The organism is Sphingobacterium sp. HMA12 (assembly GCF_002933815.1).
Taxonomy (GTDB): Bacteria; Bacteroidota; Bacteroidia; order Sphingobacteriales; family Sphingobacteriaceae; genus Sphingobacterium.
The window spans coordinates 57,208-78,121 of record NZ_BEYR01000002.1 but is presented as its reverse complement, the minus strand read 5'-3'; the positions used below and the strand labels follow the sequence as shown (position 1 = coordinate 78,121).

Genomic DNA, 20,914 nt, shown 5'->3' with positions numbered 1-20,914 from the left:
AAATTAATTATTTAGGATGACTTCCTCCAAATAAGAGCGTAACATAGATAAACAACCCTGATGGTTAGGGTCTAATTTTCTGACCTGTGCAAAATGATCCTTAGCCAAAGCCAAATCTCCTTTACCGAGGTAGCCTAAACCCATTACATATAGACAATGAATCCTATTTTTAAGGTCAAGATCATCCTCCCAAATATCCATATCGGGCAATGAAACGGCAAAATAATCGATTTTAAAAGGTCTGTCCAAATAGGTTTGACCATGATCAATCAGCCTTTGGAAACATTGTTGAGCTTTCTCTTCTTGTTTGAGTTCACGCCAGGCCAGACCTTGGAAAAAGATCTTGTCAGGTTGCGGATCATTGTAAAATAGAGCCTGCTGAGGTTCCTGAGTCCCTTGCGTAGCTTTGATGAGGTAGGCTGTTGCTTCCGTCTCATCTCCCATCGAACGGTATAAAATTCCCTTATAGTAATAAATATCGTTCTCTTCCACCGTAATCAGTTTACCTTCACCAAGATTATGTGGGTAGCTGTCAATGGCTGTTAACAGGACCAAGGCACTCTTCGGATCATTGGCTTTTAATCTTTCTTTTGTCAGTTCCAGATGACAGATTGTATATTGACGGGACACCTTCCCTTCTCCGCCTTCCCAAGGTTTAAACTGTCGGGAAGCCAGTAATTGTCGAGCCTCTTCGTATCGTCCCAGAAGATTGAAAAGTGTAATCCGTTCCAAGAAAAGATCATCTCGGCTGACAACAAGATCTGCATAGCGATCCAATAGCGTCAATCTTTCCGTGTAATTGCACCCTTGTTTCTTATAAAGCTGGTGCAATTCCATCAGCAGCCGTGCATCTGTCTCATCCAATGCGAATGCTTTTTCCAACAAAGCAACAGCCTCCGCCTTCCTGTCCATCCGATTATGATAAGCCAAAGCCAAATTACGAAAAACGGTAGGGTACTGTTGATCTAATTGTATGGCTCGCTCCCAGCAGTCCACCGCATCTTGATGTTGCCTCCTCCCGTACCATAGATTCCCTAAGTAGTAATGGGCTTTTGCATCGTTGTTATTGTGCAGGATCGCGTCCTGCAGTATAACGATCTCTTCTAGCCGATTTGGGAAGCAATAAGTGGGATCCATAATACCGCCCTTGTCATAATAAGCTTTTGCCTGATCATTTTGTCCGGTACATGCATTGAAATACCCCAGCGCATAATATATCATTGGATATACTGCTTTCGGATCATCGATCGTTTTTTCCAATAATTGGATAGCTTCCTCATACAGACCAGCCTGAGCAAAATCCAGCGCGTATTCGAGCACACTCTGTACATTTACTTTACATAAATCTAGAATAGGCGATAATATAGTCTCGTCCTTTGTCAGCAAGTACCATTCAAATTGACAGCCCATATTAAATAGATCTATTTCTAGAGAATCTTTAATGTAACCCAATGCTTCATCTACCCGCCCTAGTTTTCTTAAAATCGAGGTTTTTAATTGCCGGGCTTTATGATGTTTCCAATTTCGGTTTATTGAGCGCTCTATTTTTTCCAGAGCAGCATCCCATTGTCCGCGTTTTGAATCTATTTGTGAAAGACCAAAATAACCCGCATCTTGCCAGGCGGCATTCCAGGTCGCCTTGTAAAAAGCGGCATAGGCAACTTCTAGCTCACCGGATAATTGTAAAGCTAAGCCTAGATTATAGTAGGCCTCGCCGTCGTAAGGATTTGGATTACGTTCGGTAAGTCGCGCAATTGCGATACGGAAGTAAGCGATGGATTCGGCTATCTTTCCATTTCGCAATAAAAGAGCGCCCATTGCATTGTTACATCTTGCATCATGCGGATCCCGTCGCAATGCCTCAAGATAGTAATCCACAGGATTATAGGTGGCGTGCCGGTATTGTTCAAGATGCTGTCCCGCCAGGAATAACTCCTCCGTCGAGTGAATGGATTCTGGTACTGAAACAGCCCGTGCCGGTTCGGGAATATCTGTGCTATCTTTTTTCTTTTCCAATTGATATTGCAGCATTTCATTACCATTGCTATCATAAACGGACAGGATCAAATCAAATGGATCACTCTGCAAATCAGAAACAGTTTGTTTATAAATATTACGAGGGGAACAATGAATCTTTTCCTCCAGATAAACTCTTCCTTGCTTATCACAAAGAACAATATGAAGCCCTTCAAATACAGCTGTTGCGTATAGAATAATGTCCGCACGCTGTTGATGGACCTCCATATTGAGGACAAGGTCTTTCGTTGCATTCTTCACATGACCAACAGCCGCGTAAGGCATAAAATATTGTGACCATGATTTCACCTCATAAGGCTGCAACCAAGCAAAATCGGGCTGATTGTCGGTGTAAACACCTGCCATCAATTCGATATAAGGACCATTTTCGTCTGTCAGATTCCGGTCCCAAGCCACACCAAAATCACCATTACCCCATGTCCATTGTTTCTTTCCCGGAGAAATGTGGTGATCCGCAACGTGCAACATCCCCGCATTGGTATCTCCGGCTTCGTACCCCCCCACAAAATTATATTTTGATTGAATAGCCATATAGGATGTCGGAACAGGAATATTCTTGTATTGTGCTATATCAACTCCAGCTGAATAATCGTATTTATAATAGGTTCCTGTTGCAATCGGAAATGTTGAAACTTCTCTTTTGCCATGATCAAACACTGCATTTACATCAGGTGGAAAAACAGAGTAATAATCATCATTGACGACAACAGCTGGATTGGCCCACCAGAGGAAAGTCTGCGGTAGAGCCGTGCGATTATAAACCTGCACCTTTATTTCAATAAAAGCTTTGTCAGGATAAAGTGTAAATCCCTGCATGGCCTTCATCCGAAACATACGTTCGATTTCATTGCACCATACGGTCACACTCCCATCTGTATTATGCTCAACTAAATATTCTGTTGGCATAAAGGTCGTCGGACGGTGATGCTGAGGCCAATTGAATTCGATCCCCCCAGAAATCCAAGGTCCTGTAAGCCCTACCAGAGCTGGCTTGATCACCTCATTATAATAAACAAAATGCCGTTCTCGGAATTTATCATAGGCCATGTGGATCCTTCCGCCGAGTTCAGGCAGAATCATCACCTTGATATATTCATTTTCAATAAATAGCGCCTGATAGACCTTATCCTGTTTCTCGTCACTAATTTTTTCAATAATCGGATAGGGATATACCACACCTGAGCTACCTTGGTACACACGTTTTTCAGCAAAAATCGGATTTTTTTCCATCGTACCGACCTCATAGGTCGGTATCGCCACAGGTTCCGCCCAAACTTTTACGATGCCGCGCTGATCCACTGTAGATTTAATCAGGTAACGTGTCAATTCTGTCATGTTCTAAAGAGCTATTAGGTTATATACTGTAAGTTGATTTAATTATAAAAATGGATTTCTATATGCAAAAATCAGGGTGTTATGGCTTCATCAGACCATTCCTGTTCAATTTCCTCGAGACTTTTGCCTTTGGTCTCTTTCAATTGCCCCCACAAAAAGACATAGCCAATCAAGCAGACTATTCCATACAGCCAGAATGTGCCCGCCGCTCCCAAGCTTTGATTCAACATCGGAAAGGTATAGGTAAGTACGAAACATGCTATCCATAATAGCGAGGTAGCTATAGCCATAGCTTGCGCTCTGACTGCCGTAGGGAAAATTTCAGCAATGATAACCCAGGTCACCGGCGCTAATGTCATCGCATAAACCGCAATTCCAGCTAATACCAGAAGAAGCACAAAGATGCCGCTGCAATTGAAATAGTAGCAAGCACCTAAAGCCGCATAAATACCAAAAAGTCCCGCCGCACCAAACAACATTAATGCGCGACGCCCAACCCTATCGACCATATACATTCCTACGAAAGTAAATATGACATTGATCACACCGGTTATAATAATATTGAAGAGCATCCCCGAAACCGTGTATCCCGCAGCTGTAAAAATCTCTTGCGCATAGTTAAAGATCACGTTGATGCCACACCATTGTTGAAAGACTGCGATAAAACTTCCGAGCAGCAACAACTGCAATAATTTCCCCTTAAATAGATTTCTTTTTTTTAGTTTATCATGGTTTTTATTGGCAGCGTCAATGGTAGCCATGTTTTCGTTAGCATAATAATCACCACCCATTCGCAAAAAGATACGTCTGGCCTCTTCATGTTTTCCTTTGTTGTATAGCCATCTTGGACTTTCCGGGATCAGGAAAAGCAGCAATAAAAAAATAACTGCTGGAATCGCTCCCGCCCAAAACATCCACCGCCAGCCCTGCTGTCCATTCCATGTTGTAGCGATAATCTCGTCAGGTAACACAGGTTTTGCAATTAGCCAATTCACAATTTGCGCCGCGAGTATACCCAATACAATCGTCAGCTGGTTGATCGAAACAAATTTTCCACGACTCTCCGCTGGTGCTATCTCAGCAATATACATTGGTGCCAGATTGGAAGCTACACCTATCCCTATTCCACCCAGTACACGATAAATAATAAAGAGACTAAGGTTAGCAGCCATACCTGTTCCTACAGCAGATATAATAAAAAGAATTGCCGCTATATAAATCAGTGGTTTTCGACCATAACGATCTGCCAAACCTCCCGAAAGTAATACGCCAATAAAGCTGCCTACAATCGCTGACGACATCGCCCAACCTTGAAGCGCGGGGTCAGATTCCAGATGAAAATATGCTTCATAGAAAGGCTTCGCCCCTCCAATGACAACCCAATCGTAGCCAAAAAGAAACCCACCAATAGCGGCCACAAAAGTGATTAACAGCAAATACGTCGTCGCGGTCTTTTGCATAAGAATTTAGATTTATTGACGTAAAATTACAGGAATACTACATGAGAATCATGTAAGTGAGCACGATAAACATGTAAAATATTATTATTTTTACAGCATATACCAAATTTCCTAACTTATGATTCGAGATACGGATGTAATGGCAGAAGGATTCAAAGGAGAGAAGGCTATTGTGCTTCCTTATTCCGTGTGCAACTATCAAGCACAGAATAATATCACTTCAAAACTGTACATCACACATATTGGCTACTATCCGAATGCAAAAAAGCATTATCGTGATCGTCAAGAAGGCTGTGCAGAATATATTTTGATTTTTTGCGAAAACGGCCATGGGTGGATCAAACAGAATGAAATAACTTATAACATCTCCAGAAATGATCTTTACATCATTCCTAAAAATACAACGCATTCTTATGGTTCCAGAGCCAACGACCCCTGGAGTATTTATTGGATCCACTTCCAAGGTACTGAAGCATCGCTTTTTGAAAATATCATCGGACAGATCATCCACATAAATGATGCCCACACAAACAAGCACAACGACCGACTTCAGTTGTTTGAAAGTATATATCAGAATCTGGAAATGGGCTATAGTCCAGAAAATTTAGAATACACAAGTTTTTGCTTGCAATATTTTTTGGCATCCGTCAAATATTCGGCACAATACAAAGAAAGCAATCCGATTAAAGTCGATAATATCATTCAGGATATCATCCTATTTATGAAGGATAATTTGGAAAATAACATTAGTTTGGATGAGATTGCCTCACATTTTAATTATTCGAAATCGCACTTGATCAACTTATTCAAACAGAAGACCTCTTATCCACCCATGGTATACTACAATCAATTGCGTATGCAAAGAGCCTGCTCATATTTACAATTTACGCTACTGAAAATTAAAGAGATCGCTTTCAAGTTGCATTTCTATGATCCCTTTCATTTTTCCAACGCTTTTACCAAAGAGATGAAGATGTCTCCGCAAGATTATCGCAGGATGTATCAAAAGTAGCCTGGATTAAATTCCGATAGATTCCCTTTAAGATAGCAGAAACACAAAAGAACAGCCACAGCTTATACTGAGAACCGCTCAAACGCACCTAAGCCTCAAATAGTAGTTCTGCTAAAGAACACTAATCTATACGATCCCTGTTTCGACGTGATTACTGCCTAAGTAAAGTCTTGGACAAAAGAAGGACGTCGCAACAATTGGAGAAGTCTTCTATTTTTCTAACTCAGTAAGACGAACTGTGTTATAGCGGAAAATTAGGTGGTCTTTTCTCCAGAAAAGCCGAAACTCCCTCTTTAAAATCTTCTGTTCCGAACAAGTGTCCAAATGCATCCATCTCGACTTTGTTACCATCCCGCTTTTTATCTGCCGCCGCATTGATGGCATCTATGGCATTGGCAACCGCGACACGTGAACGTGTAAATATCTTCTGAAGTATTTCTTCGGCCCGCGAAATCAGCTTTTCTTGTGAAACGACTTCGTTCACCAGCCCTATTTCATAGGCTTTATGCGCATCAACCATATCGCCGGTCAAAATCATCTGCATAGCACGCCCCTTTCCGATCAAAGCCGGCAAGCGTTGTGTCCCACCATACCCCGGAATTAGTCCCAACGAAACTTCAGGAAGTCCCATTTTTGCATTTTCAGAAGCAATGCGCATATGACAGGCCAGCGCCATCTCAAGTCCCCCGCCCAAAGCATAGCCATTGATAGCAGCAACAACGGGTTTTGGGGCCTTCTCGATAAGATCTGTAAATATGATATGACCACGTTCACTTAGCCAGCGGGCCTGGACAACAGAAAGGTCTGTAAATTCCTTAATATCCGCCCCAGCGACAAATGCTTTCTGGCCCGCTCCAGTCAATATAATTCCACGGACATGATTATCCGAATTGAGCTGTTTGAAAATTTCCTGCAATTCATCGAGTGTCTCCTGATTCAGCGCATTCATTTGAGGTTCACGGTCTATGATGATATAGCCGATGCTATCTTTAACCTCATATTTTAAATTCGAATATTGGGTCATAAAGCTAAAAATTAAAATGTATGGATGCTGTGAAGGTATCTGAAGGCACCCCTTCTCCACCTTTGTAGCTCAATCTCTTTTTATACTCTAATCTAAGCAATTTAAAGATATTATCCACACCGACTAATCCTTCAACATAAGGTTTATTGCGCAAGGCTTTTGTTTGGACAATACCATTTTTATCTGCTTCAAATTGAATATTTTCAGGCGTTACAAAGGGGTTATTTACATCACTTAGCTTTCCATAAAAAGCTTTGAATCCTGTCACCTCACGCCATTTCAATCTTCTGAACAAAGGAATTCTATTAAAGAAAAATCCGTTCCAATTGTGATAATAAGTCAATTTTAAAAACTGATCGGATGCAAACTCCGAAGTGGCCATCAAATCAAAGTTTACCAATGGTCCAGATTTGTCTCTAGTCACTTCAGGAAGCTCCAATAGGGTATATGGCAAATGCTTTCCCCAGATCCTTCCACCCGAAAATTCCATATCCGCCTGTCCCGCAGGAGATAAAAACAGTCGCTTGAATATACTGAATCGCAAAGCGTCATAACTATAATCTGCTCCCCAAAAGCCTTTCAGCCCCCTGTTATATTGAAGTGTAAAAATTGGGTATTTATTTTCTACCGTACCACGATCCAGGTTATGGTAGGTAAAATCCTCGTTTGGAGCCCAGCGCAGGATGACTTGTAGATCGTTTGTATTTACCCTACGGATCGTATCGGGGCTGGGTAGGCTATTGATGTAAAATAAGTCACCCCTCGGCTGTCTGCGGGTATGGGTAAATGCCGTTCCAATACTGACATGGTTACCAAACTCAATCAGATGATCAAGGCGATAGATATCGTTAAATTGCCATTTATTTGGTCTATTCTTTCCAAAAGATCGGAAAAATCCGTCGCCTTTTAGAAAGCCTAGATTACGACCGGGCTCCATGACATCGTGTTGTAGCGTAAAGCGCAGGTAGTTTGCAGGAAACTGGACAATACGCTCGCCATTTAAGGTAAATGCTGTACTTAGGTAATACTTTATCTCCTTGTCTTTATCGCCATAAGCAGTATACCCTTCTATATATGCCTTTTCGGAAAACATACGTGTGGTGCGACCGCTTAGTCGGATGCGATTTCCTTCATAATTATTCCGGCTATAGAGGTATTCCAATGGCCCAAACTCGAATTTTCCGGCATTATAATAACCCTTAGCCAGCAGATATCCCAATGCAACCAACTGGTTGAAGGAACGCATATTCTGAACGGAATCGACTTTCTGGTAGGCCCCCAATTCGGCTTTGCTCAATGGCGTAGGTCTGACTTGAATCATCGGAACATTCGCCGCGGATTGAAGCAGGTATCTTTTTTCAACGGGTACGCCCGCGAAGTTCTCATTCGAGATTGAGTCTGTCCGGTGTCCTAGGTACTGCGTTTCCCTACGTCCATATAAAACATCGGACTTACTTCCCCCAAACAGCATTTTTAAATCAGTATGCACCGGAATCATACTTCCATTTTTAAATTCGCTGTAACCCAGATCAATCTGGACATCGTTGATCCAATTGACATTGGCCGCTTTTCCAATATTCAGTGTTGCCTGCTGAACGGCAAACCGTGTATCATCTGAAATAAGAAGGACACCGTAGAACAGTAAATCAACCTTAGATTTACCCTCAAAATGAAGTTCGATATAGTCCTTACCTGCTATTTGAATGGTATCCTGTATGCGATATTTATAAAAGGCCGTCGCGCCTGTAGCTATTGGACTCAATATCCCCTTATTCGTAATCTGAATAGTATTATCATAGAGATCAACATCACGAAGTATCGTCTGAAAACGGGTCTGCCAGTTGTCGTTGTTAAAAAAACGGGGATTTAATTCTGTCTGGTTATGGCTGGTGACAATCTTTTTGCTCCGGTTAGGGGCATGAGATGAATAGACGTTTGCATAATTTTCTTCCATGTAGAATGGAGCGATCGTTACGCCCCGAAATATCGTCGAGTCAATATTTTCAAAAAGAAACCGAAAAGGTTTTGGAAATTTTTTTGCTTTATCTTCTGGATTCACAAACCCAAATTGCGTCTTCTCGTACTCATCAAAACGAATCTCGGGAATACGGCTGTAATGGTTTTGCGCGCGATGAGCAATGACCTGCTCGATCAGTGCGATTGCGGGATCTTTAGGTTTCTTGTTTTTACGATTGATAACGACCATATCCAGGGTATTATCTTTCGCTGTTAACCGAACAGTCATCAGCGAATCACGTCCACGTCGTACATCTATCGTTCTCCGCTCGTATCCCACAGCTCCAAATATCAATTGACGATGTTGCTTTATATCCTGAATCTTAAAGTAACCAAGCGTATCGCTGATACCTCCGCCATCCTCTCCAGCCCAGTTGATCGATACGCGAGCAATTCCCTTTCCCGTCTGTGCATCGACAACTTTGCCACGAAGAAATTCTTGCGCAATCACATCTCCCCCGAACAGCAGGAATAGCAACACACTAAAAAAGCTTATTGAAAAAGATTTAACACACACTTTAAACACCATCTTCAAACTGATAGGATTTCTTTTTTACAATATACAATTTGTATTCAAGAGTTATATCAATAAATATAAAAAAAGCATAACGAAATCGCTATGCTTTAATAAACAACAAGTATTTTAACAGAAATTTTATATTAACTTCAAAAGGCAGTCTGGATATACCCCAATAAGGATGGTCAACCCAACCGCAAGCAATAGGACGAATGAGTAATTCCACTGCACATTGACACAGGATTCTTGGCTGTCTCTAAAATACATCGCAACCACCACTTTCAAATAATAATAGACTGCGATAGCAGCATTGATAACCGCTAAAACCAATAACACAATATGGTAATTCTCCATTACTGAGGAGAACATCATAAACTTACCGATGAATCCTGCGGTCAATGGAATACCTGCAAGAGAAAGCATCGCCACCGTGATCGCAAATGCCAACATTGGATTTCGTTTTCCCAACCCATTAAACGCTTCAAAATGCTCTGACCCCGTTGTTTTCTTGACTAGGATCAACCCAGTAAAGGCAACAATTGTAGCAAGTGAATACGCTAGTCCATAAGCGAAAATACTATTGGCTGAAGTAGCGCCGACCGCTATAATAGCGAACAGCATATAACCTGCGTGAGAGATACTAGAGTATGCTAGCATGCGCTTGAAAGAAGATTGCATGACAGCGGAAATATTCCCGATAAACAAGGTGATAATAGCTATGACAAGAAATACCGGTGTCCAAAAATCTTGTAACGGAAGTAAACTGTAGCTAAATAACCGTAATAACCCTGCAAAGGAAGCCACTTTGACTACAGTACTCATATAACTTGTGATCAGAATAGGTGCTCCATCATACACATCTGGTGTCCAAAAGTGAAATGGCGCTGCTCCAACTTTGAAGGTTAGACCAACAATCAGCAATAAGATACCACCATAAAATAAAGGTGAGATCGTATTAGGGTTATTCACAACGTAAGCCTTTATCTCGTCCAAATCAAATGAACCTGTCGCTCCATACAATAAAGCGATCCCAAATAACAAAAAGCCGGTAGAAAATGCCCCCATCAAAAAGTATTTCAGCGCCGCTTCATTTGACGCTTTATCCCGCTTACGGATACCTACCAAAATATAAAGTGCGACAGACATGATCTCAATACCCAAAAAGAGCATGGAAAAATTATGATAGCTGTTCACAAGAACAGCTCCCGTCAATGAAAATATTAACAGCGAATAATACTCCGCAACCTGTCCGCCTTCATCAAAATACCCCTTTGAGATAATAAATATGCACAATGTGACAGCGATACATAAGACCGAAAAAGCAACCGCATAATGATCAAAATGAACCATCCCACTAAAAAGAGGTCCTTTGTCTGCTGTCCAGTCATTCATCAAGAAACCAATGGCAATCAGGAATCCAAGAATAGAAACAGGCAGAAGCAGCGTTTTCGCTTTGAACAAGCCAAGATAAAGAACAACTAATGCTAATATTGAAAGTGTAATTATAGCTCCCATACAATATGATATATCTAATTATCTGCCTAAAAATGTACTTAAAACTTCTACTGAATCCGCAGAAAGATTCAATAGGAAATTTGGGAATATACCGATATAAAGAATCAGGAAAGAGATCAGCCCCAATACAACGAGCTCGCCCCCTTTTACATCCTCAAATTGTGTCGTCCTATCCGTTACTTCTCCAAGCATCGTCTGCTGATAAAGACGAAGTGTATATACAGCACCTAATATCAGGGTTAGTCCTGCGAAAAGCGCAAACCAGAATCCATATTGAAAAACACCCTTTAATAACAGAAACTCCCCAATAAAACCATTCGTTAGTGGCAATCCTACTGCTCCCATACAGATAATCATAAAAAATATGGCCAGTTTTGGGGCTTTGCTTGCTATTCCTCCGAGCTCAGACAGGTTACGGGTCTGTGTACGCTGCTGTACAATATCCAGCACATAAAAAAGACCGACAACTGAAATACCATGATTTAACATCTGTATTGTTGCCCCACTTAGGCCATTCGTATTCCAAGTGAAGACCCCCGCACTGATTAATCCAACGTGCGCAATAGAGGAGTATGCTATCAACCGCTTGGCATCGTCCTGCTTAATCGCAATGATAGAAGCATAAACAATTCCGATGACACATAGGATCATTGCGAATTGTCCATACAATGCTACTCCCGTAGGAACCACCGGCAATAGCCAGCGCATCAAACCATACACTCCCATTTTCAGCATAATACCAGCTAATAACATCGTGCCTGCTGCCGGAGCATTTGTATATGTATTGGGTTGCCAGGTATGAAATGGAAAAATGGGAATCTTAATCGCAAAGGCAATAAAAAATGCCCAGAATAACCAACGTTGTGTATTATCTCCTAACTCCAACGCGATAAAGGAAGTCCACTCAAAATCATGATTGGGCACCTGCTGATACAGATAAAGAATCCCGATCAACATCAGAAGGCTTCCCAAAAAGGTATAAATGAAAAACTTTAGATTAACCCGGATACGGTCACCTTCGCCCCACAGCGCACAGATAAAATATATCGGGATCAGTGCAATCTCCCAGCCCACATAAAACGTAAAAGCATCCAAGGCCATGAATACAAGCAGTAACCCGGCCTGCATAAATGCCATCAATGCATAAAAATTACCTTTATAGTTCTTAGCAAAAGTAGTCGCGATAATAAAAGGCATCAATCCGTTGGTCAACAAAATCAGCGGTAAGCTAATCCCGTCTATTCCCAGATGAAAATGAATATGCAATGTCGAAATCCATTCCCAATTTTGTTCAAATTGCATTCCGCCATTTGGATCAAATTGACAAAGGAAGGGAATAGTCAATGCGAATGACACGATTGATAAAATCAAAGCAATTGACTTTGCGGCATTGGTCTTTAATAACGCTAAAATCAAGGCGCTTATTAACGGCAGTAAAATAAGTAAGAAAAGGTTATCCATCGATTATACTAAATATTAAAGACTCAAAAATCCATAAATGAAAATAGCAATCACTCCAATTACCATCATCAATAAATAAAAGCCAACATTTCCATTCTGAAGCAAACGCAGTACTTTTCCCGTATCAAATGTCGCCTTGCCGGCGCCATTGACAATACCGTCAATCCCACGCTGATCCACCACATTGCCAAAGAAACTTGAAAGCCAGTTGATCGGACGTACAACAACCGCATCATATAGTTCATCCACATAAAATTTATGGTAGGAAAGATTTGCCAGAAAACCACGCGGAACTTCATCTCCCTCCGGTATCTGCTGACGTTTGACGTAAATATTGTAAGCAAGGGCAACCATAATGAGTACACCGACTACAGAAACCGCCATCAGCATATATTCGGTACTATGCTCCAAGTGATGTGCAGCAGGAATCAATGCTTTCCCTTCGGCAAATACAGGTGTCAGAAAATCCGCTAACCAATGGTTTCCACCTAGCGCTGCAGGCAAATTGATTGCTCCACCAGCAACAGAAAGCCCCGCTAATATCATTAAAGGAACAGTCATACTCTTGGGTGATTCATGCAGGTGATGTTTTTGATCTTCCGTACCTCTAAATGAGCCGGAAAATGTCATAAATAGCATTCTGAACATATAGAAAGCCGTCATTAATGCGCCCAAAAATCCGAGCCCCCACAACAGCGGATTGGCAGCAAAAGCGTTAGCCAATATTTCATCTTTAGAGAAAAATCCGGAAAATGGAGGAATACCTGCGATTGCAATCGTCCCGATCAACATGGTAATATAGGTGATCGGCATTGCTTTCTTCAATCCACCCATTTTTCGCATATCCTGTTCATCGCTCATCCCATGAATAACTGATCCTGCGCCGAGAAAGAGCAAAGCTTTAAAGAACGCATGCGTCAATACATGAAAAAAAGCTCCTGTAAAAGCGCCTACCCCTAGCCCGAGAAACATATAGCCCAATTGTGAAACTGTAGAATAGGCCAGTACTTTCTTAATATCATTTTGTGTTATTGCGATTGCAGCAGCTAGTAAGGCAGTACAAATCGCTATAATGGAAATCAACTGTAATGTAACGGGCGAGAGAACGAATAACACATTAGACCGCGCGATCATATAGATCCCTGCTGTCACCATGGTCGCTGCATGTATCAAGGCTGATACGGGTGTAGGCCCAGCCATGGCATCCGGCAACCAAGTAAATAATGGAATTTGTGCCGATTTACCTGTTGCGGCGATAAAGAGCAATATGGTGATGCTCACGACAGCGATGTCACCAACAGCAAAATTCTTTGCCCCTGCAAATACCGTAGAAAATTCGAGTGATCCGAAAGTCCCCAATATCAAAAATACCGCCAACAAGAATCCTAGATCACCAATTCTATTCATCACAAATGCTTTTTTCGCAGCATTTGCATAAGAAGTGTTTTTATACCAAAATCCAATGAGCAGGTAAGAACAGAGTCCTACACCTTCCCAGCCAATAAACATGACCAGGTAGTTAGAACCCAACACCAACAATAGCATGAAAAAGATAAATAGATTCAAGTAGGCGAAAAACTTACCAAATCCGTTATCATAATGCATATACCCAATGGAATAAATATGGATCAAGAAACCGATGCCAGTGACAATCAACAACATAATTGCACTTAATGGATCCACTAGAAAGGAAAGACTTATTTTGAGATGTCCTACAGAGATCCAGTCAAATACATGTTGTTCGATAATTCCTGCCTGTCCCGCCTGTCTTGATTGATATACTTCAGAAAAAAGGATGCAACTGCAGATAAAAGAAATAAGAACCACGGCACTGCCCAAAGCACCGATCATACCTTTGGAAAATGCATTTCTGCCCAATCCATTCACTATAAACCCGATTAAGGGCAAAAGGGGAATCAACCAAATTAATTCACTCATCGTATTTATTTCTTAAGTTCTACCAACGAAGTTTATTTAAGGAATCGATATCCACAGACTTCGTATTCCGATATACCATAATAATAATAGCTAGGCCGACTGCGACCTCCGCAGCTGCAAGAGCCATAATAAAGAAGACAAACACCTGCCCTGATGAATCACCATGCTGCACCGAAAAAGCTGCTAATAGCAGGTTGACAGCGTTAAGCATTAATTCGATAGACATCATAATAATGATTACGTTACGACGGATAAGCACACCGATCACACCAATAGCAAAAATAATCGTGCAAAAAATCAAATAATGATTTATCGGTACGCCCTGCAACTGTTGAACAACTGTTTCCATTAGATTTTTTTAGGTTCTTTCTTAGCTAATAAAATCGCTCCAATCATGGCTGTCAACAATAACAAAGAAGACAGTTCAAAAGGAAGCAAAAATTCGTTAAACAATACTTTGCCCAGATTTTTTACCAGTCCAATTTCAGGATTAACGACTGTCAAAGGGTTGGAGATCTCAAACACACGATATACTCCAAAAAAGGTAACCACTAAGCAACAGCCTGCAATTACCCCCATAAATTTGACCAGATTGGATTTCATCGGTTCGGTATCCTTATTTAAATTGAGCAACATGAGTACAAATAAAAAGAGTACCATGATCGCCCCCATATAGACAATAAAATTGACCACAGCCAAAAACTGAGCATTCAATAAAATGTAGTGCACTGTAAATGTGAAAAAGGTAATGACCAGATACAATACACTATGCACAGGATTCTTCGTAAAGATGGTCATCAGCGCAAAGAAAATAGACAAGAAGGCTACAAAATAAAATACTGTCATAATTTCTTGAATTAGCTCGTTAATTTGGTAATATCAAAAGTTGGCTCGACCAGCTTATCCTTCCCATAGATAAAATCCTTACGTAGGTAATCTGCTGTCACATGTGGACCGTCCAAATAAATGGCCTCTTTTGGACAGGCTTCTTCACAAAGACCACAGAAAATACAACGTAACATATTAATTTCATAAACCGACGCATACTTCTCTTCACGATAAAGGTGTTCTTCCCCCTTTTTACGTTCAGCAGCAGTCATCGTAATTGCTTCCGCAGGACATGACAACGCGCATAATCCGCATGCAGTACAGCGCTCGCGTCCTTCCTCATCCCGTTTTAACGAATGTTGTCCCCTAAAATTCTTTGAATAAGGTCTTATTTCCTCAGGATATTTGACAGTGGGGATTTTCTTAAAAAAATGTCTCAATGTAATTCGCAACCCCCTGACAATTGCCGGAAAATAAATTCTTTCCGAAAAGGTCATTGGTTTTTGTTCGATTACTTTCTTACGATTGCTTAGTTGCATAAAAATCCTTTCTTATGATGAGAAATAAGTATCTTTTATCAATGTAAATACACCTGTAAGTACAATATTGGCAATAGCCAATGGGATTAACATCTTCCAGCCCAAATTCATCAATTGATCATAACGGAACCGTGGCAAGGTCCAACGTACCCACATAAAGAAAAAGATAAATCCAAATATTTTTAGGAAGAATACAATGACACCAATAATTGTGATCCAATTTGCAGACAGCCCAAGGTCATTCATAAAAGGGAAGTTATACCCTCCGAAATACAGTGACGCCATCAATGCCGAGGATACAAACATATTGATGTATTCAGAGAACATATAAAGCCCCAACTTCATGGAGGAATACTCTGTATGATAACCGCCGACCAATTCCGTTTCACATTCCGGTAAATCAAATGGGACACGATTACACTCTGCAAATGCACAGACCATAAAAATAATAAATCCGAGGGGCTGTGCCCAGATATTCCAATTGACAAAACCCGATTGTTGGGCTACAATTTCTTTAAGCGAGAGACTCTGTGTCACCATCAACAATGCGATAATGGAAAGTCCCATCGCAATTTCATAACTGATACTTTGTGATGCCGCACGAATCGCGCCCATTAAGGAAAATTTATTATTGGATGCCCATCCGCCAAGCATGATGCCATATACACCCAATGCGATGACACCAAACATGTACAATATACCTACATTGACATCTGCCACCTGTAGTGAGACCACACGATCGCCAATCTGTAATTCCTGTCCCCAAGGGATAACAGCCGAACTGATACAGGCCGTAATGATTGCGATGGTCGGGCCGACTATAAAGAGCACCTTATGTGCACCTGCAGGAATAATCTCTTCCTTAAAGAAGAACTTTCCACCATCGCACAATGGTTGTAGTATACCAAATATACCAGCTCGATCTGGACCATAGCGATCCTGCATAAAACCTGCTATTTTACGCTCGGCAAGGGTTGAATACATCGCAATTACCAAAGTAATCACGAAGATCACAGACACCAATATTAATTTTTCTATAACAAAAGACCACTCCATGATTTGTGCTTATTTCAATTTTTCGGTTCTAGCCAACTGTTCGCGATTTTGCTGCTGAAGTATCGGATTCTCCTTCACCACTTTTGGCGGATTAAATAGTTCATAATGATTGGCAGAAATAACAGACTGTGGATCAATTTCTGTCGGTTCATCCAAGATCCAATCGCTTGTTTTTTTCTGGTCAAAACGACAGGTGTTACAGATAAATTCTTCCACCTCGCCAAATTCATCTTTCCGCGCTGTCACCCGGATAACTTCCTCCCCTTTATACCATAACGTCACCTTGCCCGAACAAGTTGGACAATCACGATGTGCATCTACAGGTTTTGTAAACCAAACCCGATTTTTGAATCGGAAAGTTTTATCGGTCAGCGCACCAACCGGACAGACATCAATCACGTTTCCCGAAAAATCATTGTCAATGATATTTTCGATATAAGTAGATATTTCCGAATGATCCCCACGGCCCAAAATACCGTGTACACGTTGATCCGTCAACTGGTTGGCCACATAAACACAACGATAGCATAAAATACAGCGGTTCATGTGCAATTGTATTTTGTCACCTAAGTCAATTTGTTCAAATGTTCGGCGATCAAACTCATAGCGCGTATCGGCGCTGCCATGTTCATATCCTAGATCTTGTAACTTACATTCTCCGGCTTGGTCGCAGATCGGGCAATCCAGTGGGTGATTGATCAAAAGAATCTCAACGACGCCCTTTCTGGCCTCTACGACCTCTGGCGAAGTAATATTTTGTACTTCCATGCCATCCATAACAGTCGTTCGACAGGATGCCACGAGTTTTGGCATTGGCCGAGGATCCTTCTCAGAGCCTTTCGAGACCTTCACTAAACAAGTACGACACTTGCCACCACTTCCTTCCAGTTTAGAGTAATAGCACATTGCCGGTGGAACGATGTCCCCACCAATTTGCCTTGCAGCATTCAATATGGTTGTCCCCGGCGCGACCTCTACTGGTATGCCGTCGATTGTGACCTTAAACTTTACATCTTCCGCTTCTGCCATGATATTTATAATTTATCGTTACAGCTTTTATTATGATACAATTGGTTGTAGTGGATCCGCATAATGCGCCAATCCATAATTTCTTGTTTGCGACTCCTCAGGATGTAGTATATGCCATTCAAATTCATCCCTAAAATGCCTGATTGCCGCAGCTACAGGCCAAGCGGCTGCGTCACCCAACGGGCAGATTGTATTTCCCTCGATCTTACGCTGTACGTCCCAAAGCAAGTCAATATCAGACATAGATCCATGTCCGCTTTCAATCTTATGCAACACTTTTTCCATCCACCCTGTTCCTTCACGGCAGGGCGAACATTGTCCGCAGCTTTCATGGTGATAGAAACGAGCAAAATTCCAGGTATTACGAACAACACACTGATCCTCGTCAAATACGATGAAACCACCCGAGCCAAGCATGGTTCCTGTTTGAAAACCACCATCCGATAAGGACTCATAGGTCATCAAACGACTATTTCCAGCAGCTGTTTTCAGGATAAGGTTTGCTGGCAGAATGGGGACTGACGAACCTCCGGCCACAACAGCCTTCATCCGCTTTCCGTTTGCGATACCACCACAGTATTCATCCGAATAGATAAACTCCTCCACCGGTAGGCCAAGTTCAATTTCATAAACACCGGGTTTAACGATATTACCACTGGCCGAAATCAATTTAGTTCCCGTGCTACGCTCGACACCAATGGTTGCATACTCCTCACCGCCCAGATTAATAATGGGAACAGTTGCCGCAATAGACTCCACATTATTTACTACTGTAGGGCAATTATATAAGCCAGCTATAGCGGGGAACGGAGGTTTGATACGCGGATTGCCGCGTTTACCTTCCAAAGACTCCAATAATGCAGTTTCCTCCCCACAGATATATGCACCTCCACCCGGTTGGACATAAATCTCCAGATCATAGCCTGAGCCCAATATATTCTTACCTAAAAATCCGTTCTCCTTCGCTTCAGCAATGGCACGCTCCAAGATTCTGATCTGCGGCATCATTTCACCACGCACGTAGATATAGGATGTATTTGCGCCAAGGGCAAAACTGGACACAATCATCCCCTCGATCAATGCGTGCGGAATATGTGTCATCAAATAACGGTCCTTGAATGTACCCGGTTCAGACTCATCAGCATTACAGACCAGATAACGCGGCACCCCTTCTGGCTTAGCCAGAAAAGACCATTTCATACCTGTCGGGAAGCCTGCTCCACCCCTTCCACGTAGTCCAGATTTTTTCACCTCCTCAACCACATCTTCGGGAGACATTGTTTTTATTACTTTTTCAACAGCTACATAGCCCCCTTTTTGACGATAAACCTCAAAGGTATTGATGCCGGGAACATCGATATGTGTCAACAAAAGTTTACGTGCCATATTATTCTGTTTTAGCTTTTAAATTATCAATCAATTCATCCACCTTAGCTTCATCCAAATTCTCGTAAAAGGTATATTCCGGTCCGATCTGTAGAACGGGGCCAAATCCGCAAGCAGCAAGGCATTCCACCCCACGCCAGGAGAAAAGCCCATCCGCCGTTACTTCACCCTCTCTTACGCCAAGCTTTTGCTCCAAATGTCCCATGATCCGCTCTGCGCCAACTAAACAACAAGGACCGGTACGGCAGATCTCCAAGACATATTTACCTTTGGGTTCCAGCAGAAACATGGTATAGAAAGTTGCAACCTCATAGACCTCAATAGGTAAAATATGGAGATAAACAGCTACTTGATCCATTGCATCTGCACTAACCCAGCCGAATTCTGCCTGAACCAAATGTAAAATAGGCAATAGGCCCGATTTCTGTTTCCCCTCGGGATAACGGCCTACCACTTCGCCAAACTTGGCCAATAGTTCCGGGGAAAACGTTACATTTTCATTATGTTGTTTTACACTAAGCATCTAATTCTCCTGCTATAACGTTAAGACTACTCATATTTAAAATCGCATCTGATATCAGCATTCCTGCACTCATGGGTGCAAACATCTGATAATTGACAAAAGAAGGTCGTCTAAAATGAAGACGGTAGGGCGAACGTCCCCCATCATGAATCAAATAAAATCCCAGTTCGCCATTTGCTCCCTCTACCGAATGATATACTTCAGCTTTAGGTGTGTCTACTTCACCCATGACGATTTTAAAGTGATATATCAGCGCTTCCATATTGGTATAAACCTGTTCTTTCGGTGGTAGATAAAAATCGGGCACCTCCGCATGAAACACACCTTGAGGTTCTTTCTCTATTTTTTCCAAGGCTTGCTCAATGATGCGAAGTGATTGCCACATTTCCTCGTTCCGGACCATAAATCGGTCATATACATCCCCCGTCGCGCCGACAGGCACGTCAAAATCAAACTCCTCATACGAACAGTAAGGGTTTTGTACCCGAATATCATAGTCTACACCTGTTGCCCTTAGGATAGGTCCGGACCAACCATAGTCCAATGCTTCCTCAGGAGTAACGGCTGCGACACCCGAAGTTCGTTCAATAAAAATTCGGTTTCGCACAAACATCTCCTCAAACTCTTTCAATACTGGGGGATAGCGTTTCAAAAATTCACGGATTTTCTCAAAGGCAACAGCATTGAAATCACGTTCAAATCCGCCAATACGACCAATATTTGTCGTCAGGCGTGCGCCACAGATTTCTTCGAAGATCTCATATATAAATTCGCGTTCCTGCATCACATACAAGAAGCCAGAAAAAGCGCCTGTATCGACACCCAAAATTCCATTACAAATGATATGGTCAGCGATACGAGCAAGTTCCATAACAATAACCCGCATATATTGCACGCGCTTTGGAATCTCGATTTCCAACAGTTTTTCAACCGTCATGTGCCAGCCCATATTGTTGATGGGCGCCGAACAATAATTTAAACGGTCTGTCAGTGGAGTGATCTGATAAAACGGTCTGTGTTCAGCAATTTTTTCAAAAGCACGATGAATATAGCCTATAGTGGAAACACCACTGACGATACGCTCCCCATCTATCTGTACCACATTCTGGAATACACCATGTGTAGCAGGGTGTGTAGGGCCAATATTCAGGGTGATTAGCTCATCCTGTGGATCATTATCCTCGAAAACTGGCTGATTAGATGTTATCTTGCTTATAAACTCGCTCATATCATATAAA

Annotated in this window: 16 protein-coding genes; 1 reads left to right on the top strand and 15 read right to left on the bottom strand. The window is 41.8% G+C overall.

The window, feature by feature from the left end; translation table 11 throughout:
- Positions 1-3: 3 nt before the first annotated feature.
- Entirely contained in the window at positions 4-3,372 is a 3,369-nt protein-coding gene (locus HMAT_RS14035) for a DUF5107 domain-containing protein (protein ID WP_104383498.1), read from the bottom strand.
- 71 nt (positions 3,373-3,443) lie between these two features.
- The gene (locus HMAT_RS14030; RefSeq protein ID WP_104383497.1) at positions 3,444-4,832 is read right to left on the bottom strand and encodes a sugar porter family MFS transporter; all 1,389 of its coding nucleotides are present in this window, start codon (positions 4,830-4,832) and stop codon (positions 3,444-3,446) included.
- Between the two features lie 118 nt (positions 4,833-4,950).
- Between HMAT_RS14030 and HMAT_RS14025 the strand changes: the two genes are divergently transcribed.
- On the top strand, positions 4,951-5,844 hold the full coding sequence (locus HMAT_RS14025) for an AraC family transcriptional regulator (protein ID WP_104383496.1): 894 nt from the start codon (positions 4,951-4,953) through the stop codon (positions 5,842-5,844).
- Between the two features lie 241 nt (positions 5,845-6,085).
- Here HMAT_RS14025 and HMAT_RS14020 read toward each other — a convergent pair whose 3' ends face one another.
- The 13 genes from HMAT_RS14020 to HMAT_RS13960 all read right to left on the bottom strand — a co-directional run bounded on the left by HMAT_RS14020 (position 6,086) and on the right by HMAT_RS13960 (position 20,904).
- Positions 6,086-6,868 (bottom strand): enoyl-CoA hydratase/isomerase family protein, encoded by a 783-nt coding sequence (locus HMAT_RS14020; RefSeq protein ID WP_104383495.1) that lies wholly within the window; start codon positions 6,866-6,868, stop codon positions 6,086-6,088.
- Between the two features lie 4 nt (positions 6,869-6,872).
- The gene (locus HMAT_RS14015) at positions 6,873-9,365 is read right to left on the bottom strand and encodes a DUF5686 family protein (RefSeq protein WP_158655882.1); all 2,493 of its coding nucleotides are present in this window, start codon (positions 9,363-9,365) and stop codon (positions 6,873-6,875) included.
- Between the two features lie 174 nt (positions 9,366-9,539).
- Positions 9,540-10,916: an NADH-quinone oxidoreductase subunit N gene (locus HMAT_RS14010; RefSeq protein WP_104383493.1), complete on the bottom strand. Its 1,377-nt coding sequence runs from the start codon at positions 10,914-10,916 to the stop codon at positions 9,540-9,542.
- Positions 10,917-10,934: 18 nt separating this feature from the next.
- Positions 10,935-12,377, bottom strand: coding sequence for a NuoM family protein (locus tag HMAT_RS14005; RefSeq protein ID WP_104383492.1), 1,443 nt, complete (start codon positions 12,375-12,377; stop codon positions 10,935-10,937).
- A gap of 15 nt (positions 12,378-12,392) precedes the next feature.
- Entirely contained in the window at positions 12,393-14,315 is a 1,923-nt protein-coding gene (gene nuoL / locus HMAT_RS14000; RefSeq protein ID WP_104383491.1) for an NADH-quinone oxidoreductase subunit L, read from the bottom strand.
- A gap of 19 nt (positions 14,316-14,334) precedes the next feature.
- Positions 14,335-14,664: an NADH-quinone oxidoreductase subunit NuoK gene (gene nuoK, locus HMAT_RS13995; RefSeq protein WP_077437306.1), complete on the bottom strand. Its 330-nt coding sequence runs from the start codon at positions 14,662-14,664 to the stop codon at positions 14,335-14,337.
- Positions 14,664-15,161: an NADH-quinone oxidoreductase subunit J gene (locus HMAT_RS13990; RefSeq protein WP_104383490.1), complete on the bottom strand. Its 498-nt coding sequence runs from the start codon at positions 15,159-15,161 to the stop codon at positions 14,664-14,666. The genes nuoK and HMAT_RS13990 overlap by 1 nt, the downstream gene beginning before the upstream one ends.
- Positions 15,162-15,172: 11 nt before the next feature.
- Positions 15,173-15,682, bottom strand: a complete 510-nt coding sequence (locus tag HMAT_RS13985; protein ID WP_104383489.1) for an NADH-quinone oxidoreductase subunit I — start codon at positions 15,680-15,682, stop codon at positions 15,173-15,175.
- Between the two features lie 12 nt (positions 15,683-15,694).
- The gene (gene nuoH, locus HMAT_RS13980; protein WP_077437309.1) at positions 15,695-16,738 is read right to left on the bottom strand and encodes an NADH-quinone oxidoreductase subunit NuoH; all 1,044 of its coding nucleotides are present in this window, start codon (positions 16,736-16,738) and stop codon (positions 15,695-15,697) included.
- 9 nt (positions 16,739-16,747) lie between these two features.
- Complete coding sequence (locus HMAT_RS13975; protein ID WP_104383488.1) at positions 16,748-17,767, bottom strand: 2Fe-2S iron-sulfur cluster-binding protein; 1,020 nt, start codon at positions 17,765-17,767, stop codon at positions 16,748-16,750.
- A gap of 30 nt (positions 17,768-17,797) precedes the next feature.
- Positions 17,798-19,153: an NADH-quinone oxidoreductase subunit NuoF gene (gene nuoF, locus HMAT_RS13970; protein ID WP_104383487.1), complete on the bottom strand. Its 1,356-nt coding sequence runs from the start codon at positions 19,151-19,153 to the stop codon at positions 17,798-17,800.
- A gap of 1 nt (position 19,154) precedes the next feature.
- Positions 19,155-19,676 carry an NAD(P)H-dependent oxidoreductase subunit E gene (gene nuoE / locus HMAT_RS13965; protein ID WP_104383486.1) on the bottom strand — a complete coding sequence of 174 codons (522 nt, stop codon included), beginning with the start codon at positions 19,674-19,676 and terminating at the stop codon, positions 19,155-19,157.
- The gene (locus tag HMAT_RS13960; protein WP_199768673.1) at positions 19,669-20,904 is read right to left on the bottom strand and encodes an NADH-quinone oxidoreductase subunit D; all 1,236 of its coding nucleotides are present in this window, start codon (positions 20,902-20,904) and stop codon (positions 19,669-19,671) included. Before HMAT_RS13960 ends, nuoE begins: the two co-directional genes overlap by 8 nt.
- Between the last annotated feature and the right edge of the window lie 10 nt (positions 20,905-20,914).

Bases quoted from the DNA above. Each gene is read 5' to 3' on its own strand.
- nuoK (WP_077437306.1), bottom strand. From the start codon at position 14,664: ATGGAAACAGTTGTTCAACAGTTGCAGGGCGTACCGATAAATCATTAT.
- HMAT_RS14020 (WP_104383495.1), bottom strand. From the start codon at position 6,868: ATGACCCAATATTCGAATTTAAAATATGAGGTTAAAGATAGCATCGGC.
- nuoH (WP_077437309.1), bottom strand. From the start codon at position 16,738: ATGGAGTGGTCTTTTGTTATAGAAAAATTAATATTGGTGTCTGTGATC.
- HMAT_RS13975 (WP_104383488.1), bottom strand. From the start codon at position 17,767: ATGGCAGAAGCGGAAGATGTAAAGTTTAAGGTCACAATCGACGGCATA.
- nuoL (WP_104383491.1), bottom strand. From the start codon at position 14,315: ATGAGTGAATTAATTTGGTTGATTCCCCTTTTGCCCTTAATCGGGTTT.
- HMAT_RS14010 (WP_104383493.1), bottom strand. From the start codon at position 10,916: ATGGGAGCTATAATTACACTTTCAATATTAGCATTAGTTGTTCTTTAT.
- HMAT_RS14005 (WP_104383492.1), bottom strand. From the start codon at position 12,377: ATGGATAACCTTTTCTTACTTATTTTACTGCCGTTAATAAGCGCCTTG.
- nuoE (WP_104383486.1), bottom strand. From the start codon at position 19,676: ATGCTTAGTGTAAAACAACATAATGAAAATGTAACGTTTTCCCCGGAA.
- HMAT_RS14025 (WP_104383496.1), top strand. From the start codon at position 4,951: ATGATTCGAGATACGGATGTAATGGCAGAAGGATTCAAAGGAGAGAAG.
- HMAT_RS14030 (WP_104383497.1), bottom strand. From the start codon at position 4,832: ATGCAAAAGACCGCGACGACGTATTTGCTGTTAATCACTTTTGTGGCC.
- nuoF (WP_104383487.1), bottom strand. From the start codon at position 19,153: ATGGCACGTAAACTTTTGTTGACACATATCGATGTTCCCGGCATCAAT.
- HMAT_RS13960 (WP_199768673.1), bottom strand. From the start codon at position 20,904: ATGAGCGAGTTTATAAGCAAGATAACATCTAATCAGCCAGTTTTCGAG.
- HMAT_RS13990 (WP_104383490.1), bottom strand. From the start codon at position 15,161: ATGACAGTATTTTATTTTGTAGCCTTCTTGTCTATTTTCTTTGCGCTG.
- HMAT_RS14035 (WP_104383498.1), bottom strand. From the start codon at position 3,372: ATGACAGAATTGACACGTTACCTGATTAAATCTACAGTGGATCAGCGC.
- HMAT_RS13985 (WP_104383489.1), bottom strand. From the start codon at position 15,682: ATGCAACTAAGCAATCGTAAGAAAGTAATCGAACAAAAACCAATGACC.